Genomic DNA, 25,697 nt, shown 5'->3' with positions numbered 1-25,697 from the left:
TTTTGACACACTCCATCGGCCATTTTGCACGGAGACACAACGAAACGATGGAGAGATTCCTGTTTCATCAATCGTTTAAATATGGCATCAAATCTGCGTTACCGTCGCATCCCCATTCTTCTCTTCATCGGATCCGGAGGTTTGCCATGACGTGGTTCAATAAAATCGGCGCCATTGTGGTCATTGCGCTTGGATTGGGTCTCCTGGGCGGTTGTCAAACGGTCGAACCGACCCCATCCCGCGACACCTCTGCCACAACCTCGGGGATGATCCTTGAAAATCCCTGGGCCCGCGCCACTCCGGGAACGGTACCCAATGGCGCAGTCTTCCTGAAAATCGTCAATCAGGGGTCAACGGACGACCAATTGGTGGCGGCCCATGGAAAGGTTTCCGCAACGATCGAACTCCATACCCATGTTCTGGAAGGTTCGGTCATGAAAATGCGGGCTGTACCGCACATCGATGTCCCCAAGAACCAGAGTGTGGAACTGCGCCCCGGTGGACTGCACATCATGCTCATCAATCTTCACGCCCCGCTCAACGAGGGGACGAAGTTCCCCCTGACCCTTGAATTCGCCCGTTCGGGAAGGATGACGGTCGAGGTCCCGGTCAAAGGGCCGGCGGAAATGGCGGGGGAAAATCATTCCGACCACCACCACAAACATTGAAACGCCGCCAATCGATCATCCGAAGGACCATCCTCATGGGAACGCCATCATGAATCCGTTCACGCATGGCCAAAAGCGCCACTTTCGTTGCCTTCTCAAGGTCCTGGCGTTATCGCCCCTGTTCCTGGCTAGCCCGGTACATTCCGAATCCACCGATCCTCTTCCACTGAAGGGAAGTTTTTCCCTGAAGGATGAACAGGGGACCACCAGGAAACTGGAGGACTATCGAGGGTCGTATCTTCTGGTCTATTTCGGCTATACCTACTGTCCCGATGTCTGCCCGACCAACCTGGGCATCATTGCCCAGGTATTGAACACCCTCCCGACAGGGGTCGGGGACCACCTGACGCCGCTGTTCGTTTCGGTGGATCCCGAGCGCGACACTCCGGCGCAACTCGGCGATTACACCGATGCCTTCCATCCACGCCTGATCGGACTGACCGGCACTGCCGAAGAAGTGCGGCAAGCTGCCAACACTTTCGGCGTCTATTATGCGCGGGTCGAAAATCCCGCCGATCGCGGCCATTATCTGGTCGATCATTCCTCAAGCACCTATTTTATCGACGACCAGGGACGACTCCGCGACATCTTCGAGCATGCCATGGCCCCTGAAGATATGAGACGAAGGATCGTCAAAGAAATACAACCCTGAAAGATCGGGAAGATCGTCCCATGCGGTGGAATCCGGCTTTTGTTTTTCGGTCTTGCCTTGTCTTGCTGCTTTGCTGGTCCGCGCTCCCACGGCCATCGGTCGCGGAGGTCGTCCGCAATGATCATCCCGCCGTGGCAACCTACAAAAAATTTGCCGGCGCCTTCATCCGGGGAAGGCTGTCCGAGGCCCGACGACTGGCCAAGGGGGAGACCCTGAGAATCATCGCCCGCCAGGAGATCCTGATCGAGAAAGGTCCCCCGCCGCCGCCGATCGTCGATTCCCAGTTCATGATTTTCGCCGAACAGTTTTCCGGGAAGGGACGCAAGCTCCGCCTCAACGCCCTGCATGTGGTACAAACGGGCGGAGCGGATTCCCTGTACACCCCCCCGCGGCTGCACCGCCAGGATGTAACCCTGCACGAAGGAAACGAAGGATGGCGGGTCGTCCGCTTCAAGGACAATCTGGAAAAGTGCTGCCTTCCTTAAGATTCATTCGGGAAATAAGATAAATCACTCCGGCCCATCCAGAACAATCCGGGTTCCCAAATCGACCACGCGAATGGGAGGAAGATTGAAAAATCCGGTTGCGGTTTCGGCATTGCGAAACATGTCCAGGAACAGTTTCATCCGCCATGGCGACATCTCGGGGTGGTTCCCCGCCAGAAAGATGGCCTTGCCCATGAAAAACCAGCATTCCTCCAGGCTCAATTCCCTGCCATCACCAAAACGACACCCTGCCAGTGCCTGGGGAACATCGACCGTCTCCATGAAGCCATAGCGAATCCGGATGCGATGATATTTGGTGAACAGGGTATCGATTTGCACCCGTTCCATCTCCCCGACATAAGGCAACTGATCCGTCTGAACGCTGAGAAAGATGACCTGGTCATAAAGGGTTCGGGTATGCTGCAACAATTGCACGAAGGCGGATGGAGCGACCTGAAAGTTCTGGGTCATGAAAACAGCCGTCCCCGGCATTCTTGGGAATGATTCGGTCTCGAACTGATGCAGGAAAGGTTCCAGGGGAATTTCCTGCCGCCGCACTGCCTGCCGTACCAGATCCTGTCCCTTGCGCCAGGTGGACATCAAAAAAAACAGGATCGCCCCCAAAGTCAGGGTAAACCAGCCACCATCGGGAACCTTCACCAGGTTGGCCCCGAGAAAACCGAGATCGACCGTCAGAAAAATCACGAGAAGAATCCCGGCCCTGGCCCAACTCCAGGAAAACGTCTTGCGCAATACGATGCCAAAAGCCAGGGAGGTATCGGCGATCATGGTGATCGTGACGGCAATGCCGTAGGCGGCGGCCAGGTTGTTGGAACTCTGGAAACCGACCACCAGGATGACCACCGAAAGCAACAACATCCAGTTGGTGACCGGGACATAGATCTGCCCGAATTCGGTGGAAGAGGTATGGATGACGCGAAGACGGGGCAGGTATCCCAGGAGCATCGCCTGCCGGGTGGCGGAGTAGGCCCCGGAAATGACCGCCTGGGAGGCGATCACCGTGGCGGCGGTCGCGAGAAACACCATGGGCATCAATCCCCATTCGGGGACACTCATGTAAAATGGATTGCGCACCGCCTCCGGGTTACCCAGAATCAAGGCGCCCTGGCCCAGATAATTCAGGATCAGCGCCGGAAAGACAAACAATCCCCAGGCCCAGTTGATGGCCATCTTGCCAAAATGACCCATGTCGGCATACAACGCTTCCGCCCCGGTGACGGCAAGAAAAACCGACCCCAAGATCAGGAACGTACCGCCGACATGCCCACCAAGGAGGTATTTGATCCCGTATACCGGATTCACGGCGGCCAGAATTTCCGGATGATTGAGGATTTCCTTGAGTCCGATCAGGGCGATCGCCAAAAACCACAAGGAGCAGATCGGGCCGAACAGCCTGCCGATCCGCGCCGTCCCCTTGCTCTGAAAGAAAAACAGAAAAAACAACACCATGAGAGTCACGGGAATCACATAGGACTTCAACGCCGGAGCCACCACCTCCAAGCCTTCAACCGCCGACAGGACCGAAATGGCCGGAGTGATCACCCCATCGCCAAAGAAAAAAGCGACGCCGACCATTCCCATGATCATGATCGGTCGATGCAGACCGGGTTTGTCCCGGGTCAATTTTCTCGCCAGTTCCACCAGAACCAGACTCCCCCCCTCTCCCTGATGGCTGGCACGCATGATGAAAAATTGATATTTGACCGTCAAGACCACCAACAAAGTCCAAACGATCAACGAGATCACCCCCAGGACATTGTCATGCGTCGGAGCGGGGGCGTGGCTTCCCCCCAGTGCCTCCTTGACGGCATAAAGCGGACTGGTGCCAATGTCTCCGAACACCACTCCGATCGCCCCCACCATCAGGGGAAACAAACGGTTTCCCGGCGTCTGCTGCGTCGATTGACTCATGAAGATTTCACCATCAGCCTGTTCCACCACCACGAAAAAACTTTTTTAGACATCATCCATTGAACGCATGGCCATTCCACCCGACTTCAATCAAGCAACCGGAGACTTCCCGCGCCATCGTTGCCGCAAAGATCCCGGTTGCAGGGAATGGCGCAGACGACGCAGTTTCATCCCCATGGAGGAATGGGACAACGCCTCCTCGAACCGGCTCCGGGTGGCCGCGACAATTCTTTCCCCTGTCCGGTTGTCGTTGCGATACCAGAATTCCTCGATATACACCCGCACATGTTCCGGATCCAGCACGAACGTTCGCGGATCCCGAAGCAGCGCCCCCAATCCTTCGACACGAGAAAAATGACCCAACCAGGAAGGCATCCACGGAGTTGGAGAACACTGTGGCCGCGTGTGCCAATGACTCGATGGTCCCAGGGGAATGCCGCAACAGGCCTCGATTCGGGTATGATCGAGAAACGGAAAATCAAATTTGAACGTTTCCGGATTGACGTAGATGAACGGTTTGTTGAAATATCCGGTATCCATCGACGATGTGGTGTTGATCCCAACCCCGATGTCCATGTGGGCGTACATGAGCCGGGTATCCTCGGGAACAAGAATCCGGGCATCGACATGGCGATGCCAGAAATCAACCTCCTCCCCTTCCTGGCACCAATAACCGACATAGGCGGCGGGATGGAGTTTGATCAGCAGGTTGCATCCGGCATCGAGAATCTGCCTGCAAATTTCCAGGTATTCGCCGACCATCCTGGCAACATAATCATCGATCTGGCCAGGAGACCATTCGGGATGCCAGCGACCCAGTTTGACCCGGTAGGGATGGACGCCGGCGGGAAACAAGGTCACGATCCGCCGCGATGGATCCATCCCATAGCGAAGGCAAAAAGTCTCCCGGTCGGCGATGGGCTCATGTCGGTCCAGGGCTTCGTGCAACGCGGATCCAACAATGATCATGCGATTGACCGGAACACACGCCACCGCCCCACCGGTTGTCTCGAAATATTCCAATAATCGGATCGCCATGGCGCTTCGGACCAAACAATGATCCACCCCGTTCGGCCAGAAATCCATCCCCCCCGTTGCGGAAAAATTAATGCTTGGCAGTCCGGCATGACGGGCCATGGCACTCAATGGGTCATAGGAACGCCAGGTGCTCAAAACCACCCCCTGGCATCCCCTCATGACTCGGCGAAAATCCCATTCCCCATCGATCAAACAGGCCCCTTCCCGTTGAAACACCGGATCCTCGAATGCCTCGCGGAGAAAGCCTCCCTTGTTCAAACCACGACCAGGAATCCCCAGCGTGACTTCGATCCCCTGGGCTTCGAACAAATGTTTGATCCGAACTTCGCGATAGGGATTTTCCCGCAGATGGCGCCCCGCGACCAACAGGATTCGGTTCAGGCTGGCCATGAAGATTAATCGACTCCTCTGTCATCCCGCACGATGAAAAAACGCCCTCTTTAAGGAAACCGGGAGCCAGCAGATACTGGGCAAGAACCATCAGAAAGTAAAGGGTCACCTTTTGCCTGCCCCTCGCCCGCATGGTAGCATCTCCCATCGTGATACAACCGTTTCGTCACGTCCGCCAACAACGCCCCTCTGCCTCGCGGAATCCACCCATGGAACCCCTTCCCCCCATTCTCGCCTTTGCCCCCCACCCCTGGTGGAATCATTGGCTCAGCCGGCAACAACTCCTTTCCCGTCTGGGACAGAGGGGCTGGAACGTGATCTACAGTTTCGGTCCGCTCAATGTCTGGCATCGTCATGCCCCCCTGTGGCAACAATCCCCCTGGTTGGGCTTTCTGGAACAGCGCGACCATGTCCGCGTCGATCATCCGGGAAAAATCCCCCCCCTGTGGCCAAAGTTTCCATTCTGGGATCATCAGGTCATCCGCCATCACGCCCAAAGAATGTTGCGGGAACTCGGACCGGAAACAAGGAAAATCCCTCCGATCGCTTTTCTGTTTCATCCCACCTTCGAACCCTGGTTGAAGTGGCTTGCACCACGTCATGTCGTCTACCATGTTTTCGATGCCTACCGCATGATGGAAACCTGGACCCCGGCCAAGGCGGAAATGGAACGCCGTCTGATCGAACGCGCCGACCTGATCACCACCTCTTCCAAGGGAATGGCCGACACCCTCCCCTGGGGCGGCAATCACAGAGCCAGAATCCTCAACAATGGCGCCGATTCCCGGCGGTTTCTGGAGGCACACTCGGTTCCCTGCCCCCGGGATCTCGCCGCCATTCCCCATCCGCGCCTTGGCTATGTCGGCTCCATCAATCCCAAATTGGATCTGGACATGGTTCTTTCTCTTTCACATCAGAGGCCCGAGTGGCAATGGATTTTCATCGGACCGGTGTACATGAACGGCCTCACTCCACGCGACGACCAGGCCCGGAAACGATGGCAGGAATGCCGGCAACGGCCCAACATTCATTGGCTTGACCGAAAATCATTGGAGGAAATGCCGGGTTACCTCAACCATCTGGATGTGCATCTCATTTGTTACCTGATTGCCCGGGATGGACAGGGGCTCAAGGAAGATTGGGTGGTCCATGGCTACCCGACCAAACTCCATGAATGCCTGGCAACGGGCCGTCCCGTGGTCGCGGCGCCGCAGCAGGTCATCGTCGATGAATTTCGACATGTGGTATCAATTGCCGAAGAGGTGTCCCAGTGGGAAAGGGCCATCGACAACGCCCTTGCCGGACGCGGAGCCGGTACCGCCTCCTTGCGACGCGAGGTCGCGCTTGCCAATACATGGGATGCCCGGGTCGATCAGCTGGAACGATGGCTGTTCGACATGCTCGGACACCCATGAACACCTTTGGAGCATCGCCGCAAACCTCACCGGAACGAAAAGATGGTCGTGTCGTGATTTGATTGCACCGTGAAACGTAACAGGTTACACTTGGGGCGTGATCATCCATTTCCGACATAAAGGCTTGAAGCTCTTTTTTGAAACCGGCTCAAAGCGCAAGATCAAACCTGAACACGAGGGGAAGCTGCGCCTGATCCTGGCTCGACTTGAGGCCAGTCATCAACCTGAAGATATGAGTCTTCCTGGATTGAAGCTGCACCAACTGGGAGGGAATCTTGACAGCCACTGGTCCGTTTGGGTCTCTGGAAACTGGCGCGTCACCTTCCGCTTCCAGGAAAATGATGCCGTTGACGTTGACTATCTGGATTACCATTAAGCGGAGAGAAAAAAACAATGCGCATGCACAATCCACCACACCCGGGTGAAGTGATCCGGGAATTGTGTCTCGTCCCACTGGAACTTTCGGTGACCAAGGCGGCGGAAGGATTGGGGGTCACCCGGAAAACACTTTCTTCTCTTTTGAATGGCCGATCCGGTATTTCCCCAGAAATGGCGATCCGCCTTTCCAAGTCCTTCGGAGGAAGCCCGGAAAGCTGGCTGTCACAGCAAATGATGTATGATCTCTGGGAAACAGAACATAGGGTCGGTGAAATCAATGTTACTGTTTTCAATGGCGTTCTTGCAAAATTCGATCAAAATTGATCGCATCGATACTTTTCTTCAGGAATACGATCGATCAGAGCGTCCATTCCCTCACCCCTCCCCCTCTCCCAAAGGGAGAGGGGAGAAAAAAGGTGGGGTCTGAATGGTGACGACGAGTCGGCTGGCCTAATTGGCGATGTGCGTCGTCCGCATCTCCCGAATCACCGTGACCTTGATCTGCCCCGGATAGGTCATCTCATTCTCCACCCTGTTGGCAATATCCCGCGCCAACATCATCGACCCCTCATCATTGACCTTGTCATAATGCACGATCACCCGGACCTCGCGCCCGGCCTGAATGGCAAACGCCTTCTCCACCCCATTGAAACTGGTAGCGATCTCCTCCAACTGCTCCAGGCGCTTCAGATAGGTTTCCACATTCTCCCGCCGCGCCCCCGGTCGCGCCGCCGAAAGGGCATCCGCAGCATTGGTCAAGGGCCCATAGACCGAATTGGGCTCGATGTCGAAATGATGCGACCAGACGGCATTGACGACAATCGGCTTTTCCCGATACTTCTTCGCCAACTGCCCGCCGATCACCGCATGGGATCCCTGGATCTCATGATCCACGGCCTTGCCGATGTCGTGCAGCAAACCACAGCGACGCGCCAGACTGCCATTCAAACCCAACTCCTCGGCCATTGCCCCGCAAAGAAACGCCACTTCCACCGAATGCGACAGGACGTTCTGCGTGTAGGAAGTCCGAAATTTGAGCGTTCCCAACAATTTAATCATTTCAGGATGGACATCGGTCAAACCAACCTCGAACACCGCCTTTTCGCCCGCCTCCTTGATCTCGTTCTGAATACTCTGGGTCGCCTTCTTCACCACGCTTTCGATCCGCGCCGGATGGATGCGGCCATCGCCGATCAACTCCTCAAGCGCCAAACGCGCCACCTGCCGCCGAACCGGATTGAAACCGGAAATGACCACTGCCTCGGGGGTGTCGTCGATGATCAAATCACACCCCGTCGCCGTCTCCAACGCCCGAATATTGCGCCCCTCCCGCCCAATGATCCGCCCCTTCATCTCCTCACTGGGCAGGGCAACCACCGAAACCGTCTGCTCCGATACAAATTCCCCCGCCAAGCGCTGAATCGACGTGGCAATGATCTCCCGCGCCCGGCGATCGGCATTTTCCTTCGCTTCGGTCTCCAATTGCTTGAACAATCGTCCCGAGATGTTGCGCGCATCTTCCTCGAACCGGGACATCAACTCCGCCCGGGCCGCATCCTCGCTCATCCGGGCAACCTGCTCCAACCGCTGTTGCGCCTGAATCACCAGGTCCTCATACTCCTTCTTGCGTGTGGCGATCGCCTGATTCATCTCCTCAAGCTGTTTGCGCTGCCGCTCATTCTCCCGTTCCCGCTGATCCAACTGGTCAAATTTGCGATCAAGCTGTTCTTCCCGTTTATCCATGCGACCTTTTTGCCGGGCCAACTCCTCCTCGACCGCCTGAAACTTGCTCTTGGTCTCCTCCTCCATCTGAAGTTGCGCCGCCTTCTGGCGCAGTTCGATCTCTCCGGCAATCCGGGCGGTTTTTTCCTCCGCTGCCTCGATGAGCTGTTGCGCTCTTTCTTCCCGCTGACGCAGCGATTGCTGCTCGGCGCGCTGTCGGAAAAAAACAACTGCAAAGGAAATGGCCGCCCCCACGATCAATCCGGTCAACAGGGCGGAAATCGTCATGACCTGCATTCTCCAAACCACGACCATCCGACCAACGAACGAACGCGGCTGTATAAGGTTGATCCTGATCACCGTCTCCGACAGTGATTCGTTTTATGACGCAAGAGGCGCATCCGGCATCGGAATGACCCCATTTTCGGTAATCACATAATGCAATTTTTGATCATGGCGTTCGACCGGCAGGGACACGACCTCCTGAAAACCATAGGCCAATCCTACCCGACACACCACCCGGTCCCCCTCCAGATAGCGATCGAAAAAACCTCCTCCATACCCCAAACGTCCCCCATGTCTGTCAAATCCGACCACCGGCAAAAACAATACATCCATCCCCCCGGGACGCACCGTGTCCCCATCCTTTCCCGTGCGTCTGGGTTGCCAGATCCCGAATGGACCCCGTTCCATCGGCGTGTCCGGGGTCCAGCAAACAAAAACCATGCCACCTCCCCTGGGATCAACCACTGGAAGGGCAACCTTTTTCTTGACGTGTACCGCATGCGTCCGCAGAAATCCCGTATCGACTTCACGATCAAACGGATAATACAGACCGATGGAACGGGCGCGGACATAGGCAGCCAAAGAAATTGCCGCCTGACCTGCTTGGAGACTCGATCGGGCGGCATCCTCATCGGAAAGCGATCGTCGCGCTTCCCGCAATCGGTTCCGCAATACCTTCTTGTCCCCGTGCATCGAAACAATCCCCCACATGTGCCGTTGAACGTGCTCCTCTGAACCCTTCGTTTAAGGTGGGCTCCCGATAACCGCTTCCGGTCGGCCATACGGCCAACACTTCACGGACAGTGCAGGATCCCAGGGCTCATGATTATCGGCTCAGGAGGAAGGCTGTCCTATCGAACACCGCAGGGGATTGTCTTCATGCCGTCGTTCCCAGAACCCGATCACTCTCGGCAATCAACCGGGTCAACGACTCCTCGATTTTCCGGGTTTCGGCCTGCCCCAGCCCCGCCATTTCCCGGCGCGCCGATTCCTGGAACAGCGCATCGGCAATCTGCATGGCGGCCATGATGGCGACACGATGACCCGGTTCCTTGCTGAAATGACGGGCCATCTGGGAAATGACCTCGTCCACATGCCGGGCGATGCGTTGCAAATCGCCTCCGCCATCCTTGGCACGCATGCGAAACAGTTGGCCATGGATCTTGATTTCAACAAATTCCGACATGGCCACCCGCAACGCCACCGTTGTCCCTATTGGATGTTTTCAAATTGCCTGATCCGCTCCAAAAGCGCACCCATCCGCTGCTCGGTCTCTTCCCGTTCACGAAGCAATCCTTCGGCACGCTGATTGGCTTCCTGATACCGCGACTCCAACAGACCCGATTTTTCCTCACGGTCGCTCAGTTGTTCCTGAAGAAAGGCATTTTCATCGCGAAGGCGTCCGATCAGCTCCATCATTCGCCCCCACCGGACTTCAAGTTGCCCCAAAAGATCAAGCAATCGGCTTCCGTCTCCCGATGCATGCATTGCGGTTCCCTGCGGCCCGGAGGAATTCATGCCATGGTCGTCCATGAGTCAGGCTCCAAAATTGATGGTGGTTGATGATTCAGTCAGGTTCAGTTTATGAAAGTCAGATGCAAACATCAACCCCGGACCTGAATACATCAAGCAAATTATCCCACCCGTCCCGATTCATCGTGACTTCAACCACCGGTCCACCCCTGCCGCGGCACTCCGGCCACCAGCGATCGCCCGCAGGACCAGCGATTGACCTGTCGCCATGTCGCCGGCGGCAAAAATCCCAGGAACGCTCGTCATCTGATTGCGATCGACACGAACATTACCCCGGGCATCCAACTCAAGCCCTTCCAACACCCCTCCTTTTTCGGGATGGACAAACCCCATGGCCAGCAATACCAGATCCGCCTTCAATACAAAACGGCTTTCGGGAATCTCCTTCATGATCATCTGACCACCATCTTCCCGTTGTTCCCACAGGAGGCGAATGCATTCAAGCTGTTCCACCGTCCCCTTTGATCCGGCAAATCCCTTGCTTTGAATACTCCAGATCCGCTTGCATCCTTCCTTGTGCGAGGTCGAGGTACGCAACATGTGCGGCCATGAGGGCCAGGGGGTTTCGGGGGCGCGATCATCGGGCGGCTTGGGAAGAAGTTCAAGTTGGGTCACACTCAGCGCCCCATGACGAATCGAGGTCCCGACACAGTCCGATCCGGTATCGCCGCCGCCGATCACCACCACATGTTTCCCGGAAGCCGTGATTTCCTTGTCCGGAGCAACGGCAATGCCGGCGACACGTCGATTCTGACCGGTCAGAAAATCCATCGCAAAATGGATCCCCTTCAGATTCCGTCCGGGGATGGGAAGATCCCGTGGAACCTCCGAACCACCACAGAGAAGGATGGCATCATAATCCTTCCGGAGTTGGGAAAGGGATAGGTCCCGTCCCGCATGCACACCCGTCTGAATCTGGACCCCTTCGGCGACCAGTTGTTCCAGGCGGCGATCGATGACATGTTTGTCCAGTTTGAAGTCGGGGATGCCAAAACGAAGCAGACCTCCGGCCCGTTCATTCTTTTCAAGGACTGTAACCTCGTGTCCCAGACGGGCCAACTGTTGCGCCGCTGCCAATCCCGCGGGTCCCGAACCGACAATGACCACTTTTTTCCCGGTTTTTTCGCGGGCGGGTCGCGGAACGATCAATCCGCGCCGCCATCCTTCCTCGGCGATGGTCCGTTCGATTTCGCGGATGGTCACCGGTTCGCGATTGATCCCCACCACACAGGCGCTCTCGCACGGCGCCGGGCAGATTCTTCCGGTAAATTCGGGAAAATTGTTGGTGCGGTGCAACGTTTCCACCGCAAGATCCCATCGGTCCCGATAGACCCAATCATTCCACTGCGGAATGATATTGTTCAGGGAACAGCCGGTATGACAGAAGGGAACCCCGCAGTCCATGCACCGGGAGGCCTGTTCCTGAACCCTGTCGGTGGCAAAAGGATGATACAATTCCTTGTAGTCGCGAATCCGCTCCAAGACATCCCGTTCTTCGGGCATTTCGCGATTGATTTCCATGAACCCCGTGGCTTTACCCATGACCAACGGCCTCCTTCGCTTTCATTTTTTCAAGGACCCTTCGGTATTCATGGGGCATGACCTTGATGAATTGCAGACGTTTTTGCTGCCAGTCCTCCAGGATGCGCTGGGCCAACCGGCTGGACGTGTAACGTTGATGTTTTTCGATGACCTCCCGCAACACCTGTTCATCTCCGGGGTCCAGGGTATCCAGGGCCACCATGGAGGTGTTGCACCGACTCCGGAAACGCCCGTCCCGATCCAGGACATAGGCGACCCCGCCACTCATTCCCGCGGCAAAGTTGCGCCCCGTCTTGCCCAGAACCACGACCACCCCGCCGGTCATGTATTCACAGCCATGATCTCCCAGCCCCTCCACCACCGCAACCGCCCCTGAGTTGCGCACCGCGAACCGCTCCCCGACGACACCACTGAAATAGGCCTCACCCCCGGTGGCCCCGTAAAGAATGGTGTTGCCGGCGATGATGTTCTCCTCGGGAATCAATTGCGAGGCAGGATGAAAGCGAATGCTGATCCGTCCCCCCGACATCCCCTTGCCGACATAGTCGTTGGCAGCCCCTTCAAGACTCAGGGAGACCCCCTTGACATTGAAGGCGCCGAAACTTTGTCCCGCAACACCACTGAATTGAATGTTGATGGTATTGTCCGGCAGACCATCGGCCCCGAACCGCTTGGAGATTTCCCCCCCAAGCATCGCCCCGACGGTGCGATCGGTATTGTGGATGGGGAGGCGGATTTCCAATGGTTGCCCGGTCTCGAACGCCCGATAGGCCAGATCGACCAGCTTCAGATCCAATACCTTGTCGATGCCATGGTCCTGGTCCATGACCTTGCGGATGGCGATGTTGGACGGGACATCCGGTTTTCTGAGGATCGCGGAAAAATCAAGCCCCCTGGCCTTCCAATGGTTGATCGCCCGTTCCGGCTGAATCCGATCGACCCGGCCAATCATGTCATCCACGCGACGGAAGCCCATGGTGGCCATGATCTCGCGCAGTTCGTTGGCGACAAAGAAAAAATAATTGACCAGGTATTCCGGCTTTCCGGTAAACTTCTTGCGCAGTTCCAATTCCTGGGTGGCGATGCCGACCGGGCAGGTGCCCAGATGGCATTTGCGCATCATGATGCACCCTTCGACCACCAATGGCGCAGTGGAAAAACCGAACTCCTCCGCGCCAAGCAATGCGGCGATCGCCACATCCCGACCGGTGCGCAACTGTCCATCGACCTGGAGCCGGATCCGTCCCCGCAAATCGTTGAGAACCAGGGTCTGCTGCGATTCGGCCAGCCCCAGTTCCCAGGGGATTCCCGCGTGCTTGATCGAACTCAGGGGACTGGCCCCCGTGCCCCCGTCGCCCCCCGAGATCAGCACCATGTCGGCATGCGCCTTCGAAACCCCCGCCGCCACGGTCCCCACCCCGACCTCGGCCACCAGTTTGACCGAAACCCGGGCCTCGGGATGGACGTTTTTCAGGTCGAAGATCAATTGCGCCAGGTCTTCGATGGAATAGATGTCGTGGTGCGGCGGCGGCGAGATCAGCGTCACCCCCGGCGTCGTATTGCGCACCTTCGCGACCGTTTCGTTGACCTTGTGGCCGGGAAGCTGGCCCCCCTCGCCCGGCTTGGCCCCCTGGGCGATCTTGATCTGCATTTCGTTGCTGTTGACCAGATAGTGACTGCTGACCCCGAACCGACCCGAGGCGACCTGCTTGATGGCGCTGCGGGCCATGTCTCCATTGGGCCGCGGATTGAACCGTTCCGGGTCCTCCCCGCCTTCGCCGGTATTGGATTGCCCGCCGATGCGGTTCATGGCGACGGCAAGGGTTTCATGGGCCTCCTTGGAGATCGATCCATAGGACATGGCCCCGGTCACGAACCGTTTGACGATTTCCGAGGCCGGTTCGACCTGGGACAGGGGCACCGGAGCATGGGCCTTCTTCAAAGTGAACAGTCCACGCAACGTACACAGCGCCTCCGCCTGTTGATCGATCAGACGGGTGAATTCCTTGAAAATACGGTAATCGTTGTTGCGGGTGGCCCGTTGCAGCCGGGTCAACGTCTCCGGATTCCACAGATGGCGCTCGCCACCCATGCGGTATTTGTATTCGCCGCCAATATCCAGGGGAGGGATGAAGCGAACCTCTTCGCCGTAGGCCCGTTGATGCCGGCGGATCGCCTCTTCGGCGATCTGATCGAGGGTGATCCCCTGGATCCGGGAAACGGTTCCGGTAAAATAGCGTTCCACCACATAATGATCCAGCCCGATGGCCTCGTAAATCTGCGCCCCGCAATAGCTGAACAGGGTGGAGATCCCCATCTTGGAGAAAACCTTCAACATCCCCTTGTTGATCGCCTTGACATAATTGTATTGCACCGTCTTGGCCGGAAGATCGCCAAAGAATAATTTTTTCTCGCACAGATCGGCCAGGGTCTCGAACGCCATGTAGGGATTGATGGCGTTGGCCCCGTACCCCACCAGAAGGGAAAAATGATTGACCTCGCGCACTTCCGCCGATTCGACGATGATGCTGGCCTTGTTGCGGTCGCCGGCGCGGATCAGATTGTGATGGACGGCGGAGGTGGCCAGAAGAATGGGGATCGAGAGCATCTCGGCGTTGATTCCGCGATCGCTCAGAATGATCAGGTTGACCCCCTGGGCCAGGGCCTGGGAAATCTGGTTGAACAGGTCCGAAAGGGCCCGCCGCATGCCGATGGCCCCCTGGGCCTTGGAAAACAGGGTGGAAAAGGTTGCCGCCAGCAACCCCTTGGTCCGCACGGCGCGAATCTTTTCCAGATCGGCGTTGGTGAGGATCGGTTGCGCCAGGGCAATGCGGTTCATGTGTTCCGGGGTTTCGTCCAGGAGATTGCCCACCGGCCCCAACTGCATGTTGAGGCTCATGACCAGTTCCTCGCGGATCGGGTCGATGGGGGGATTGGTCACCTGGGCAAACAGCTGTTTGAAATAGGCAAACAAAGCGACCGGTCGATCCGACAAGACCGCAAGGGCGGCATCGTTGCCCATGGAGCCGATCGGCTCCTCGCCATTCAGCCCCATGGGGGCCATGAGGACGCTCAGATCCTCCTCGGTATAGCCCAGGGCGAGCTGGCGCAGATGCAAGGGTTCCGATTCGGTCGCCTCGGTCCCCCCTGCCGGAAGATTCTCCAGCCGTTGCAGGCCGTTTTCGACCCATTGGCGGTAGGGCTTGGCGCCGATAATCTCCGACTTGATTTCATGATCGTCGATGATGCATCCCCGTTTCAGGTCGATGACAAACATCCGCCCCGGTTGCAGACGCCAGGAATAGAGTTCTTCCTCCGGCGGGACAAAGACTGTCCCCGCCTCGGACGCCATGATGCACTGGCCCCCCTTGGTGACGATGTAGCGGGCGGGACGAAGACCGTTGCGATCCAGGGTCGCCCCGATGTAGCGCCCGTCGGCAAATGCAACCGCCGCGGGTCCGTCCCAGGGTTCCATGATGGAGGCGTTGAATTCATAAAAGGCGCGCCGGTCGGCATCCATCTGTTTATGATTTTCCCAGGCCTCCGGAATCATCATCATCATGGCATGAGGCAACGACCGACCGCTGATGGTCAGAAATTCCACCGCCCGATCGAAGGAGGCGGAATCGGAGATTCCCTCCGGGACGATGGGAAACAGCTTGTTGATGTCGCTGCCGAAAAGATCCGACGAAAGCGACGCCTCGCGTGCCCGCATCCAGTTGATGTTGCCTCGGAGCGTGTTGATTTCGCCGTTGTGGCAGATCATCCGGAAGGGATGGGCCAGATGCCAGGTGGGAAAGGTGTTGGTCGAGTACCGATGGTGGACCATGGCGAAGGCGGAAACCATGGCGGGTTCCCTGAGATCGGGAAAATAATCGCCCAACTGGTCGGCCAGGAACATCCCCTTGTAGAGCATGGTCCGGGAGGAGAGACTGCAAATGTGAAACGCCTTCACCTCTTCGGGACCGTATCCCAGCACCTGTTTTTCGATGCGGCGGCGGATGATGAACAGTTTGCGTTCGAGCCACAGTTCGTCGGCATTGCCAGGACGATTGCGGACGCCGACGATGACCTGGCGGATGGCCGGTTCGGAGGCTTTCGAAGTGTACCCGATACGGGCATCGACGCTCACCGGGACATCACGCCATCCCAGGAACATCTGTCCTTCCTCGGCGATGGTGTTTTCCACCAGACGGCAGCAGGATTCCCTGAGGAGGGTATCCTTGGGAAGAAAAATGGTTCCGACGCCGTAGTCGCCGAACGGCGGCAGATCGATCCCCAGTTCACGGCACTCCTGCCGCATGAAGGCATCGGGCATCTGGATCATGATTCCCGCGCCGTCGCCGGTGAGGGGATCGGATCCGGTGGCGCCACGATGGGTCATGTTGATCAGGACCCCGAGGCCGGTCTCGATGATGTCGTGGGATGGGGTTCCATTGATCTGAGCGACGAAGCCGATGCCGCAGGCGTCGTGTTCGAATCGGGGATCGTAGAGGCCGGTTTTGTTGGGCATTCCGGGAAATTTCATTCTGCCGTCCCTGCTTGATTGGAAAGATGGAAACATTGCTTGCGAATCACAACCGCGCACTATACCCGCGATTGCCGCCGCTCACAACGGTATGAATCAATTATTCATGACAAACCAAGGTCTTTGTCATTATCGAGACAAAGATTCGACCTTCCCTGCTCATCGCAAGGGTTTTCCGACCTGGGTCATGCGCAGGGCAAGCAGGTTGGGAGAAATCCAGGTCAACAGGTCGTCAAACGCATGCTCCGGGTCTTCCCGATACTCATCGAGGACAAACCGGGCGTCACGATCGCTGTTTTCCCGTTCCGAAAGGCTTGTTGCCGGCCCCTGGAGAAGATTGACGGCATTCACGGCCCCCAGGCCATTGCCACCATGACTGACCACAACCACCGGAGTCTGATCGATGCCGTTCGTCACCGCGATGCGTCCCCGATCCTTGCCGGAAAAAGGGGGCAGTGGGCTGGTACCGCCATCGACGAACGCCGCATCGACCGCATACCGCAAACGGTTGTTCCAGGGATCCATACGGCCCACCCCGAGGGTCACATGCGGCAGTTGACCGAGAAAAACATCCCCCGCAATCACCATCGACCCGTCGCAGCCCATGTCCTTGCGATCCTCCCGACCATCGCCATCCCCATCGGGACAAGGAAAATAACCATGCGTCATGACGAATCCCATCAGGGTATCATGGACCTCGCGCAACAACGCCTCTCCCTCCTGACGCCGGTTGACCTCCTGACGCTGGGACAGAGGCCCGAGCATGCCACCCAGCAACAATCCGAGAATCAACAAGACCATGGCCATTTCCAACAGGGTGAAGCCGGAACACGACCCCCTGCCCCCCACCGGCGGCCAATCGAAGAACCATCCCGTCCGATCGGGTTCTTCCGACCCGTCCATGAAAGAAAATCCCATTCGTGAAAAAAAACGACGTTTGATCGCCTTCATTTCCTGGTCCCTTGTCCGCTCCCCCGGAAGCGCCGCATGGATCGATTTCGATTGTACCGCCCCCCCCTCATGAGCTATCTAGTGGGAAGGAAAACAAACACGCTCCACCTCGGGAAAAAGTCACGCATGCCCCCCAGGAAATCCATGGAACAACTTTTTCCTCGTCAACACGTTCCCGTTCCTCCAGCGATGGCCCAACATGACCCTTCAAGAGGCGCTTGATCGATATATCGAGGAAATCTCCCTGAAAAAATCGCCCCAGGGACACGATCGGGATGTACGGCTCGCCCGCATCATCCTCGACCGCATGGACCCGGAGCAACCGTTGATCGATGTCTCGCCCCTCGTCCTCGACCGCTATCGCGAGCAACGCCTGAAAGAAGCCAGCCCCACCACCGTTTCCAAGGATACCGAACTCCTTCGGGACCTGTTCCGGGTCGCCCTCGCCCATTGGAACCTCCCCCTGGAGGGAAACCCTGTCCACGCCCTGGCAGAACATGGCCCGGGTCCTGATCGCACCACCAGACTCGCCCCCGGAGAACGCCTGCGGCTTGTGGCGGCCTGTGACCACTACACCAATCCCATTCTCGGACTCGTCGTCCGGATCGTCCTGGAGACAGGCCTGCGCAAAGGAGAAATCCTCGCCCTCAAATGCGACGCCGTCGATCCGAGACGCCGGATCTGCCATGTCCCCCGCCTGCAACGCAACGCCCCACGGCAACTTCCCCTCACCCGGACCGCGGTCCTATTGTTTCAACGCGCCCTGGACCTGGAAGACCGCCCCGAGGAGACCGAATGGATTTTTTATGGCGAACCCAGCCGTTTCGGTGATCGCAAACCCTACGCCCTCGACCGCGTCTTCAAGAAGGTCACCGCCAAGGCCAGACTCAAACGGATCGCCTTCGACGACCTGCGCTCCGAGGCAATCGCCACCATGGCCGAAGCGGGTCTGACCGAGGGCGAAATCGCCGCGATCACCGGTGTACGTCAGATCAGGATTTCCCGAAAGGCCCCCGAATACCAGATCGAACGCCTCCTGCAACGCCTGGATGCCCTGTTTCCGGAATCCTCCCCCCCCCCCCCCATCGCTTCCGAAGAGGTCGATGACACCGAACCCCTCCCACCAGAAAAAAAACGCAAGCCAATCAACCGTCGTACCGGAGGAGGGTTCGGACAACCGAAAAAATATTGATGGATCATCCCGCCCATTTTGGTGACCATTCTTCGCAGTTCGAGTCCTTCACGCACGTCGCGCCGACTTTGCAATCATGTCCCTACACCCCCAGAAAACGCCGCAACCTGGGAACCAGATCCTGGGAGGCCATCGGCTTGGTGATGAAATCGTAGGCCCCCATCTGGAACGCCCGTTGCCGCGTCGCCATGCTTTCGTCGGAGGTGATCAAAATGGCGGGAATCGATTTAAGTTTGGGATCGGCATTCATTTTTTCGAGAAACTCGAAACCATTCATCCCGGGCATTTGAATGTCGCAGATCACCAGGTGATACCGATGGGCGTTGAGCATCGCCAACCCCTCGGGACCGTTGTCGGAAAGTTCAAGCAGAACCCCCTCCTTCCGAAGGTAATGACGAAACAGTTCCCTGGAATCGGGATCGTCGTCCACCACCAGGATTCGCGGGACCACCTCGGGCAGGGTGACACAAAAAACGCTCCCCTCCCCAAGCGTCGATTCGACCGTCAACGTACCCCCATGGGCTTTGACGATGTCCATGCTGAACGGAAGGCCAAAACCGGTCCCTGATTCTCCCGCGGTGCCGATGGTGGAAGTTTTTTCTTCCAGTTTGAACAGGTTTTTCATCTGCTCGCGGGCGATGCCGACGCCGGTATCCCGGACTGCCAGCGCGGTCGGCTGGTTTTCGGGGCTGAACAAGGTGATCGTATCGCCACGGGAAGAAAACTTGATGGCATTGGAAACCAGATTCTGTACCACTTCGCCCAACAGGTTGGCATCGGCATAAATACGGGTTGTTTCGCCGACCTCGTTGACCAGGGCAATCCCCTTCTTCGCCGCCAGGGGCCCCAGATTGGCAAACACCTTGTCGCCCAGAAAGCGAAGGTTGATGAATCCGGGTTCCAGGGTGATCTTTCCGGTCTTCAGACGGCTGATGTTGAGCAACTCGTCGATCATGCGCAACATTTTCTGGCAACTGTCCACCACCCAGCGCAAAAATCCCTTCTGCTTGTCGCTCAGGGGATTTTCCTTGTCCTTTTCCATCAATTCGAGGAAACCAAGGATGGTCGTGAATGGCCCCCTCAGGTCATGGGCCACCAGGGAGACAAACTGGTCCTTGAGGCGGGTCGAACGCTCCGCCTCTTCCTTGGCCCGGCGCAGGATCGATTCATTGCGACGATACTGGGTGATGTCCCGCGGGATGACCACCGCGTTCCACCCCTCCTGATGTTGAAAACGGGCGATGGACGCGGCAACGGTCAGGCACTTGCCATCTTTTTTCTTGACCGTGAACTCGCTCACCTTTCCCACCAGGGCCCCGGTTCCCGTTTCCCTGAACTGGGCGAAAGTGTTCATCAATCCCCGCTTGAAAGTCGAGGAGGGAAGCAGGCAAAACACCTCCTTGCCCATGATTTCCTCCTGGGAATAGCCGAAAATACGTTCGGCGGCGGGGTTCCAAAAGGTGATCCGGGCTTCGTGATCGATCATGATGATCGGATCGTGCGCGGTCGCGGTGATGGCAAGCAGCTTTTCCCGTTCCGCCTGAAGCTCCATGGTCCGTTCACGGACCCGGATTTCCAGACTGTCCCGCGCCTCGCTCAATTCATGGAGAGCGGCATCGAGGTCCCGGGCCGCCTTGACCTTGGCCAGGGTATTATGGATCACCCGGCTGACCGCCTCGATGCTCAGGTCATCCTTGCTCAGATAATCATCGGCCCCGGCGCGCAACGCTTCAAGAAGCGCCACCTCCCCCGCCTGACCGGTAAAGAGGACCATCCCCGAACGGCAACCCGCCTCCTTGAGGCCCCGGATCAGATCGGTCCCCAGTTCTCCCTGGAGGCGAAAATCGACGAATGCCACATCGGGCAACTGGCCGCGCACACAGGAGTTTGCCTCTCCCCCCGTCGCGCAGGTGGTGGTGACGATCCGCCATGGCCGGACCTTGCCCAACAAACCCGCCAGGAGCTTACGTTCCACGGGATTGTCATCGACGATCAAGACGCGAAGTTCGGTTTCCATGTCACAACTGCCTTCGTTGCCCGATCCCCCATTGAGAAAAACGCATCGACACGGCAGCAACGCCGCAGCCCAAAAAAACGATCGATCCCGATAAAACACAAAAACAAAACCAGGGCCTGTCCCCGGCGAACCGCAGTATACCGTCAAAGTTTCGGTAGTGCCATGAGCCTCAACGGATTCTCGCCACCTTCTGCCTGAGTTCCCGCACCTCCCGCCGCAACGAGACCAATTGCCCGATCAGGGTCCGGATCCGTTCGGACATTTTCAGCAGAATCCGCAAAGCAAAGGTCGGATCTTCCCCCAACCATTGCAAAAAGCCCCGCTTGTCCACTGAAAGGAGACGCACCCGTCCGAGAGCACGAGCGGTGGAAATCCTTGGCGAATTATCGTAGAGCGAAATTCCACCAAAAACGTTATCCTTCTCCAGGACCGCCACCAAAAAAGGTTCCTTGTCGCCGTCATCGACCCATATTTCGACGCGGCCTTCCAGGATGATGAACATCGAACCGGGAGGATCGTGCTGTTTGACGATGATCTCCCCGTTCTGAAAGGTCTTGCCCAGAGAAGGTTTGTTTCTGTTGAACAACATGCGCCGTTCACCTTCGATTGGAGTCGCGACCCCCGGTCACACCTTCATCCGTGCCCCGCGTCCCGACAATCGCCGCAGGAAGGACACGACAAACCGCCTGACAACCCCAGGATCGATTACACTGGTAATAATAGTACGATACGAAGCGCTGCCGGTGAAGGTATCCCACAGGGCGCCGCTGAGTTTTTTTGGATTTTCCGGATCGCTCTGTTCCTGGCGGACACAGTCCAGGAGGGTATCCTGGATGATGGCCACGGGACGCAAGAGTCGGTCCAGGGCGAACATGATGCGTCCGAGAAAGTTGTCATGATCCAGTTCCCGGCAGGCGGGAGCGAAATACCGTTGGAAGGCCTGTCGTGAAATTCCATGGACAACGGCGGTATAGGCACACGCCTTGGCCAGTTTGTACGCAGCGCCGATACCATCCTTGAAAAGGCGCGATGAACTGCAATCACCCACCAGGACAATCCGGTCGGCAAAGGGGTGACGCGGGGGACCGATGTGAATCCGCGGCTGACAATGACAGGTCTGAACCGGAATCCGCCATCCCGGAGGCAGACACCGGGCCACCTCGGGGGCCTGGAAAATCCGGTCGAGCATTTCCTTGTCGATCTCATCGCCCAGGACCACCAGTGTGGCATAGGGACCCTTGGGGGTCAGGGCGAGAAATTTCAGCCGGGGAATATTCAGGAGGAAGATGTGCATCGACTTGCCCAGGAGCCGTCCCACCTCCCGCGATCCCAGATAGAGTTCGGCAATGTAGGCACGGGTATGTCGCGGCGGTTTGTAGCCGAACCCCAGTGCCTCGAACAACGACATTCCCGAACCATTCAATCCCACTGCCCCCACCACCAGGTCGTAGGTTCGGCATTCTCCGTCACCCCAGGTCACCCGGGGCCGGTCTCCATCCCAATCCAGTTGTTTGACCCGCGCGGAAATATGGTTGACCCCGTGTTGCCGCGCCAGTTCCAGAAGATAATGATCGAACGCACGCCAGGGCAGCGGTTTTTGGTGTTCCGCCCCTCGGGGACCGCCGCCGCGAAAGATACAGGCGATGCGCATTTCCTCGCGGTTGGCCCGGATGCGGGCGTTGCCATGATCGGTATGCAACGTATAGGCATCGATGGTATCCATCAGGACATCGTTGGGCAGATGAATCCCCGAGATGGCCAACTTCTGAACCAGCGATTCCGAGACCACCCCACCGCACATGTTGCATCCCGGCGGTCCGGTCTGGGTAAAATCCCGGGGTTCGAACACGTCCACATCGATCCGAAGGTCGATTCTCCGTGCCAGATCCATGAGGAAATAGGCAGTCATCGAACCCGCCGGTCCGCCACCGATGATCCCAACCCGCGAATGGGGTACAAGTTCGATCATTCAAGGTCGTCCTCGACCCGGTCAAGCCAGTTGTTCAATCCCTGGACATTGATTTCCCAATCCATCGCCAGGACATCCGCCTGTTGTTCCCTGCTCAAGGGACAACCGATGGCCTCCAACCGTTCCCGACTCAAGGAGCGAATCTCTTCGAGCAATCGGGATTCCTTGTCGGGCAAGAGATCGGCACGAATGCTCCACGCCCGTTCGGTGTATTCCTGCAACTGCTGTTTCAGGTCCGTCATCAGGGACCCTTCGAAAGGGATGGAATCAAAATGGGTCAGGTGCAGACGTTCGGGCTTCAAGGCAATCATCCGGTCGATCGATTCCAGATTCGCCCTGGGATCGAGTTGCACCGGAGTCGTCGCCGGAAACAGAAACCGCCCGCCCGGTCCATCGAGTTCCCGATAGGAAATGCCCAGGGCATCCCCCGAGAAAATACCACGGCTCGTCGGATCCCAGACCACCAGGTGATGGTTGGCATGTCCAGGTGTATGCAGGAACACCATCTCCCGCCCCGAGAGGAAAAAACGTTCTCCATCGGCAGGCGTCACTGTCCGAGCGGCGGGAGCAGGGGTCAATCCGCCAAGGATCATGGAAAACCGTTCCTCGCCATAGACCGTTCTGGCGCTGGCCAGGAGCCTGGAAGGATCGATCAGATGCCGCGCCCCCTTGGGATGAACGTAGAGACGTGCGTTGGGCAGATGTTGCAGCAACAATCCCGCCCCCCCGGCATGATCGAGGTGGACATGCGTCACCATGACCGCCTCGACGTTTTCCCTGGAAATTCCCTTTCGGGCAAGGGCATCGAGTATTCGCGGGACGGCCAGTTCGGGACCCGTCTCGATCAGGGCGGCCCGACCATTCTCGATCACCAGCCAGGAACCGGCGAGGCCTGGACGGATATAATGGGTATCGATACGGGTGATTCCGTGACCAAAATCCTTGATGTCGCCAGTCATGAATTTCATCCTTTTCTTAAAATCATAAATGCTCCATCACGAGACGCAGCACGCGCTCGCCATAATTTTTCAGCTTTCGCGATCCCACGCCCTGGACCCGGCCCAGCTCCTCCAGTGTCGTGGGCATTGCCTCGATGATCTGGCGCAGCGTCGCATCATGAAAGATGACGTAGGGTGGAATGTTTTGTTCCTTGGCCAGTTCACTGCGCATCGACCGCAGCGCCTCGAACAATTCCCCCTGCCGCACCGTGGCAAACCCTTCCGTTCGCGAACGTTCACGCTCCAACGGTTTGACCTTTTCCCTGGCGGCCAGTTTTGGCGAAATGACATCCTTGCGAAATACGATTGGCTGCGCTCCGCGCAAAATAGGACGGCTCGATTCACACAGACGCAACGATCCATGTCCCTCGAAATCGATTTCAAGATACTTTCCCGCCAGCAACTGGCGAAAGACCGAACGCCACTGACTGGCGTTCAATTCCTTGCCAATACCGAAGGTACTCACCTTGTCATGACCGAACCGCAGCACCTTTTCGTTCTTCTTGCCGGTCAGGACATCGACCAGATGCGATACGCCAAACTTCTGTCCCGTCCGAAAGACACACGACAAGGCCTTCTGGGCCACCACCAGTCCATCCCAGGTTGCTACCGGATCAAGGCAGGTATCACAATTGTTGCAGTTTTCCGGAGCGTCGTCCCCGAAATATCCGAGAACCACCCGGCGGCGGCAATGGACCGTTTCACAGTAACCGATCATCGACTCCAGTTTGCGCAGGGCGATTCGTTTGATCCGGTCCTCCGCCTGGGATCCTTCGATGAATTGCCGCAACAGGACGACATCTTCAAGCCCATAGGTCAGAAAGGCGTTGGCGGGAAGGCCATCGCGTCCCGCCCGTCCTGTTTCCTGATAATAGGCTTCGAGGCTTTTGGGCATATCAAGATGGGCGACGAAGCGGACATCGGGTTTGTCGATTCCCATGCCAAAGGCGATGGTCGCCACCATGATCGTGCCGTTTTCGAAAAGGAACCGCTGCTGGTTCCGGCGGCGTACCTCGTTGTCCAGGCCCGCATGATAGGGAAGCGCGGGAAAACCGTTATCCACCAACCAATCGGCAGTCTCCTCGACCCGGGCCCGGGAAAGACAATAAACGATTCCGGCATCGAGGGGATGTTCCTTTTCCAGGAAGCGCAATAATTGCCGCTTGGGATCGTTTTTGACCGTGACCCGATAGCGAATGTTGGGTCGGTCGAACCGGGCGATGAACGGGCGCGCCCCTTCCATCCGCAGTCGCGCCAGGATCTCGGAACGGGTTGGCGGATCGGCGGTAGCCGTCAAGGCCAGGCGAGGAACTCCCGGGAAACGATCCGCCAGGATGTCAAGTCCCAGGTAATGGGGACGAAAATCATGTCCCCACTGGGAAACGCAGTGGGCCTCGTCGATGGCGAACAGGGCCAGGGGGATGCGGCCCAGGAGGTCGAGAGAAGATTCAAGGAGGATCCGTTCCGGGGCCATGTACAGGAGATCCAGTTCTCCTCCCCGAACCTGATTGACGACCTCGAAAACCTCCGCCCCACTGAGGCTCGAATTGACGAACGCCGCCCGGATTCCATTCTGGCGCAACGCCCCCACCTGGTCCTGCATGAGGGCAATCAATGGGGAAATCACCACCCCCACCCCAGGTCGAAGCAGCGCTGGAATCTGGAAACAAAGCGATTTCCCGCCGCCCGTGGGCATGATCACCAGCGCATCGCCCCCCTGCATCACATGCTTGATGATCTCCCGCTGAAACCCGCGAAACCGCTCATAGCCGAAATAGCGCCGCAGCACCGCCATGGCGGGATCGGAATCGTCACCGGAAATCTCTGGTTCCGTCAAAGTCAAACAGGCCCCTCCCGCAGTTTCACCTTGATGCGCTCGACGCGGTCAAGGGATCGGTTCACCCAGCGTCCGATCATAAACCAAACCCGAGGCGCGATCATCCACCCGATGTAAAAATCGGATCCCCTCCGGTAAATAACGATCGCCATAAACCATCAGTAA

At 57.5% G+C, this 25,697-nt stretch carries 21 protein-coding genes and 1 other RNA gene; 7 read left to right on the top strand and 15 right to left on the bottom strand.

Going from position 1 to position 25,697, the window contains the following annotated elements:
• Positions 1–146: 146 nt before the first annotated feature.
• The 3 genes from HQL76_02030 to HQL76_02020 all read left to right on the top strand — a co-directional run bounded on the left by HQL76_02030 (position 147) and on the right by HQL76_02020 (position 1,805).
• Complete coding sequence (locus tag HQL76_02030; protein ID MBF0107942.1) at positions 147–668, top strand: copper chaperone PCu(A)C; 522 nt, start codon at positions 147–149, stop codon at positions 666–668.
• Positions 669–717: 49 nt separating this feature from the next.
• On the top strand, positions 718–1,320 hold the full coding sequence (locus HQL76_02025; GenBank protein ID MBF0107941.1) for an SCO family protein: 603 nt from the start codon (positions 718–720) through the stop codon (positions 1,318–1,320).
• Positions 1,321–1,451: 131 nt separating this feature from the next.
• On the top strand, positions 1,452–1,805 hold the full coding sequence (locus HQL76_02020; GenBank protein ID MBF0107940.1) for a hypothetical protein: 354 nt from the start codon (positions 1,452–1,454) through the stop codon (positions 1,803–1,805).
• Between the two features lie 24 nt (positions 1,806–1,829).
• Here HQL76_02020 and HQL76_02015 read toward each other — a convergent pair whose 3' ends face one another.
• A complete protein-coding gene (locus tag HQL76_02015) occupies positions 1,830–3,737 on the bottom strand; it encodes a potassium transporter Kup (protein ID MBF0107939.1) in 1,908 nt (635 codons plus the stop codon).
• Positions 3,738–3,827: 90 nt separating this feature from the next.
• Positions 3,828–5,165: a hypothetical protein gene (locus tag HQL76_02010; protein ID MBF0107938.1), complete on the bottom strand. Its 1,338-nt coding sequence runs from the start codon at positions 5,163–5,165 to the stop codon at positions 3,828–3,830.
• A 209-nt stretch (positions 5,166–5,374) separates the two neighbouring features.
• Here HQL76_02010 and HQL76_02005 point away from each other — a divergent pair, with 209 nt between their 5' ends.
• The 3 genes from HQL76_02005 to HQL76_01995 all read left to right on the top strand — a co-directional run bounded on the left by HQL76_02005 (position 5,375) and on the right by HQL76_01995 (position 7,282).
• Positions 5,375–6,580 carry a hypothetical protein gene (locus HQL76_02005; protein MBF0107937.1) on the top strand — a complete coding sequence of 402 codons (1,206 nt, stop codon included), beginning with the start codon at positions 5,375–5,377 and terminating at the stop codon, positions 6,578–6,580.
• Positions 6,581–6,677: 97 nt separating this feature from the next.
• Positions 6,678–6,956 carry a type II toxin-antitoxin system RelE/ParE family toxin gene (locus HQL76_02000; protein MBF0107936.1) on the top strand — a complete coding sequence of 93 codons (279 nt, stop codon included), beginning with the start codon at positions 6,678–6,680 and terminating at the stop codon, positions 6,954–6,956.
• A 17-nt stretch (positions 6,957–6,973) separates the two neighbouring features.
• Entirely contained in the window at positions 6,974–7,282 is a 309-nt protein-coding gene (locus tag HQL76_01995) for a HigA family addiction module antidote protein (GenBank protein MBF0107935.1), read from the top strand.
• 126 nt (positions 7,283–7,408) lie between these two features.
• Here HQL76_01995 and rny read toward each other — a convergent pair whose 3' ends face one another.
• The 8 genes from rny to HQL76_01955 all read right to left on the bottom strand — a co-directional run bounded on the left by rny (position 7,409) and on the right by HQL76_01955 (position 17,471).
• The gene (gene rny / locus HQL76_01990; GenBank protein MBF0107934.1) at positions 7,409–8,977 is read right to left on the bottom strand and encodes a ribonuclease Y; all 1,569 of its coding nucleotides are present in this window, start codon (positions 8,975–8,977) and stop codon (positions 7,409–7,411) included.
• Positions 8,978–9,061: 84 nt separating this feature from the next.
• Positions 9,062–9,658: a 5-formyltetrahydrofolate cyclo-ligase gene (locus tag HQL76_01985; GenBank protein ID MBF0107933.1), complete on the bottom strand. Its 597-nt coding sequence runs from the start codon at positions 9,656–9,658 to the stop codon at positions 9,062–9,064.
• Between the two features lie 5 nt (positions 9,659–9,663).
• Positions 9,664–9,838: non-coding RNA, 6S RNA (gene ssrS, locus HQL76_01980), on the bottom strand.
• A gap of 4 nt (positions 9,839–9,842) precedes the next feature.
• Positions 9,843–10,151, bottom strand: coding sequence for a cell division protein ZapA (locus HQL76_01975; protein ID MBF0107932.1), 309 nt, complete (start codon positions 10,149–10,151; stop codon positions 9,843–9,845).
• 26 nt (positions 10,152–10,177) lie between these two features.
• Complete coding sequence (gene zapB, locus HQL76_01970) at positions 10,178–10,498, bottom strand: cell division protein ZapB (GenBank protein MBF0107931.1); 321 nt, start codon at positions 10,496–10,498, stop codon at positions 10,178–10,180.
• A gap of 120 nt (positions 10,499–10,618) precedes the next feature.
• Positions 10,619–12,040 (bottom strand): glutamate synthase subunit beta, encoded by a 1,422-nt coding sequence (locus tag HQL76_01965; protein MBF0107930.1) that lies wholly within the window; start codon positions 12,038–12,040, stop codon positions 10,619–10,621.
• Positions 12,033–16,568 (bottom strand): glutamate synthase large subunit, encoded by a 4,536-nt coding sequence (gene gltB / locus HQL76_01960; protein ID MBF0107929.1) that lies wholly within the window; start codon positions 16,566–16,568, stop codon positions 12,033–12,035. The genes HQL76_01965 and gltB overlap by 8 nt, the downstream gene beginning before the upstream one ends.
• 159 nt (positions 16,569–16,727) lie before the next feature.
• Positions 16,728–17,471 (bottom strand): prepilin-type N-terminal cleavage/methylation domain-containing protein, encoded by a 744-nt coding sequence (locus tag HQL76_01955; GenBank protein ID MBF0107928.1) that lies wholly within the window; start codon positions 17,469–17,471, stop codon positions 16,728–16,730.
• A gap of 247 nt (positions 17,472–17,718) precedes the next feature.
• Between HQL76_01955 and HQL76_01950 the strand changes: the two genes are divergently transcribed.
• On the top strand, positions 17,719–18,711 hold the full coding sequence (locus tag HQL76_01950) for a site-specific integrase (protein MBF0107927.1): 993 nt from the start codon (positions 17,719–17,721) through the stop codon (positions 18,709–18,711).
• 82 nt (positions 18,712–18,793) lie between these two features.
• Here HQL76_01950 and HQL76_01945 read toward each other — a convergent pair whose 3' ends face one another.
• The 5 genes from HQL76_01945 to recQ all read right to left on the bottom strand — a co-directional run bounded on the left by HQL76_01945 (position 18,794) and on the right by recQ (position 25,490).
• Positions 18,794–20,728, bottom strand: coding sequence for a response regulator (locus HQL76_01945; protein ID MBF0107926.1), 1,935 nt, complete (start codon positions 20,726–20,728; stop codon positions 18,794–18,796).
• 169 nt (positions 20,729–20,897) lie between these two features.
• A complete protein-coding gene (locus tag HQL76_01940; protein ID MBF0107925.1) occupies positions 20,898–21,317 on the bottom strand; it encodes a cyclic nucleotide-binding domain-containing protein in 420 nt (139 codons plus the stop codon).
• 36 nt (positions 21,318–21,353) lie between these two features.
• A complete protein-coding gene (locus tag HQL76_01935; GenBank protein ID MBF0107924.1) occupies positions 21,354–22,697 on the bottom strand; it encodes a hypothetical protein in 1,344 nt (447 codons plus the stop codon).
• A complete protein-coding gene (locus HQL76_01930) occupies positions 22,694–23,656 on the bottom strand; it encodes an MBL fold metallo-hydrolase (GenBank protein MBF0107923.1) in 963 nt (320 codons plus the stop codon). The genes HQL76_01935 and HQL76_01930 overlap by 4 nt, the downstream gene beginning before the upstream one ends.
• 22 nt (positions 23,657–23,678) lie before the next feature.
• A complete protein-coding gene (recQ, locus tag HQL76_01925; protein MBF0107922.1) occupies positions 23,679–25,490 on the bottom strand; it encodes a DNA helicase RecQ in 1,812 nt (603 codons plus the stop codon).
• Positions 25,491–25,697 lie beyond the last annotated feature (207 nt).

The organism is Magnetococcales bacterium (assembly GCA_015228815.1).
Classification (GTDB): Bacteria; Pseudomonadota; Magnetococcia; order Magnetococcales; family UBA8363; genus UBA8363.
The sequence above is the reverse complement of the archived record's forward strand: the minus strand, read 5'-3'. Positions and strand labels throughout refer to the sequence as shown.

Bases quoted from the DNA above. Each gene is read 5' to 3' on its own strand.
- HQL76_02025 (MBF0107941.1), top strand. From the start codon at position 718: ATGAATCCGTTCACGCATGGCCAAAAGCGCCACTTTCGTTGCCTTCTC.
- HQL76_02015 (MBF0107939.1), bottom strand. From the start codon at position 3,737: ATGAGTCAATCGACGCAGCAGACGCCGGGAAACCGTTTGTTTCCCCTG.
- HQL76_02010 (MBF0107938.1), bottom strand. From the start codon at position 5,165: ATGGCCAGCCTGAACCGAATCCTGTTGGTCGCGGGGCGCCATCTGCGG.
- HQL76_01955 (MBF0107928.1), bottom strand. From the start codon at position 17,471: ATGGACGGGTCGGAAGAACCCGATCGGACGGGATGGTTCTTCGATTGG.
- HQL76_01945 (MBF0107926.1), bottom strand. From the start codon at position 20,728: ATGGAAACCGAACTTCGCGTCTTGATCGTCGATGACAATCCCGTGGAA.
- HQL76_01935 (MBF0107924.1), bottom strand. From the start codon at position 22,697: ATGATCGAACTTGTACCCCATTCGCGGGTTGGGATCATCGGTGGCGGA.
- HQL76_01930 (MBF0107923.1), bottom strand. From the start codon at position 23,656: ATGACTGGCGACATCAAGGATTTTGGTCACGGAATCACCCGTATCGAT.
- HQL76_01965 (MBF0107930.1), bottom strand. From the start codon at position 12,040: ATGGGTAAAGCCACGGGGTTCATGGAAATCAATCGCGAAATGCCCGAA.
- recQ (MBF0107922.1), bottom strand. From the start codon at position 25,490: ATGGCGGTGCTGCGGCGCTATTTCGGCTATGAGCGGTTTCGCGGGTTT.
- HQL76_01950 (MBF0107927.1), top strand. From the start codon at position 17,719: ATGACCCTTCAAGAGGCGCTTGATCGATATATCGAGGAAATCTCCCTG.
- HQL76_01975 (MBF0107932.1), bottom strand. From the start codon at position 10,151: ATGTCGGAATTTGTTGAAATCAAGATCCATGGCCAACTGTTTCGCATG.
- zapB (MBF0107931.1), bottom strand. From the start codon at position 10,498: ATGGACGACCATGGCATGAATTCCTCCGGGCCGCAGGGAACCGCAATG.
- HQL76_01985 (MBF0107933.1), bottom strand. From the start codon at position 9,658: ATGCACGGGGACAAGAAGGTATTGCGGAACCGATTGCGGGAAGCGCGA.
- HQL76_01940 (MBF0107925.1), bottom strand. From the start codon at position 21,317: ATGTTGTTCAACAGAAACAAACCTTCTCTGGGCAAGACCTTTCAGAAC.
- HQL76_02005 (MBF0107937.1), top strand. From the start codon at position 5,375: ATGGAACCCCTTCCCCCCATTCTCGCCTTTGCCCCCCACCCCTGGTGG.
- HQL76_02030 (MBF0107942.1), top strand. From the start codon at position 147: ATGACGTGGTTCAATAAAATCGGCGCCATTGTGGTCATTGCGCTTGGA.
- HQL76_01995 (MBF0107935.1), top strand. From the start codon at position 6,974: ATGCGCATGCACAATCCACCACACCCGGGTGAAGTGATCCGGGAATTG.
- gltB (MBF0107929.1), bottom strand. From the start codon at position 16,568: ATGAAATTTCCCGGAATGCCCAACAAAACCGGCCTCTACGATCCCCGA.
- rny (MBF0107934.1), bottom strand. From the start codon at position 8,977: ATGCAGGTCATGACGATTTCCGCCCTGTTGACCGGATTGATCGTGGGG.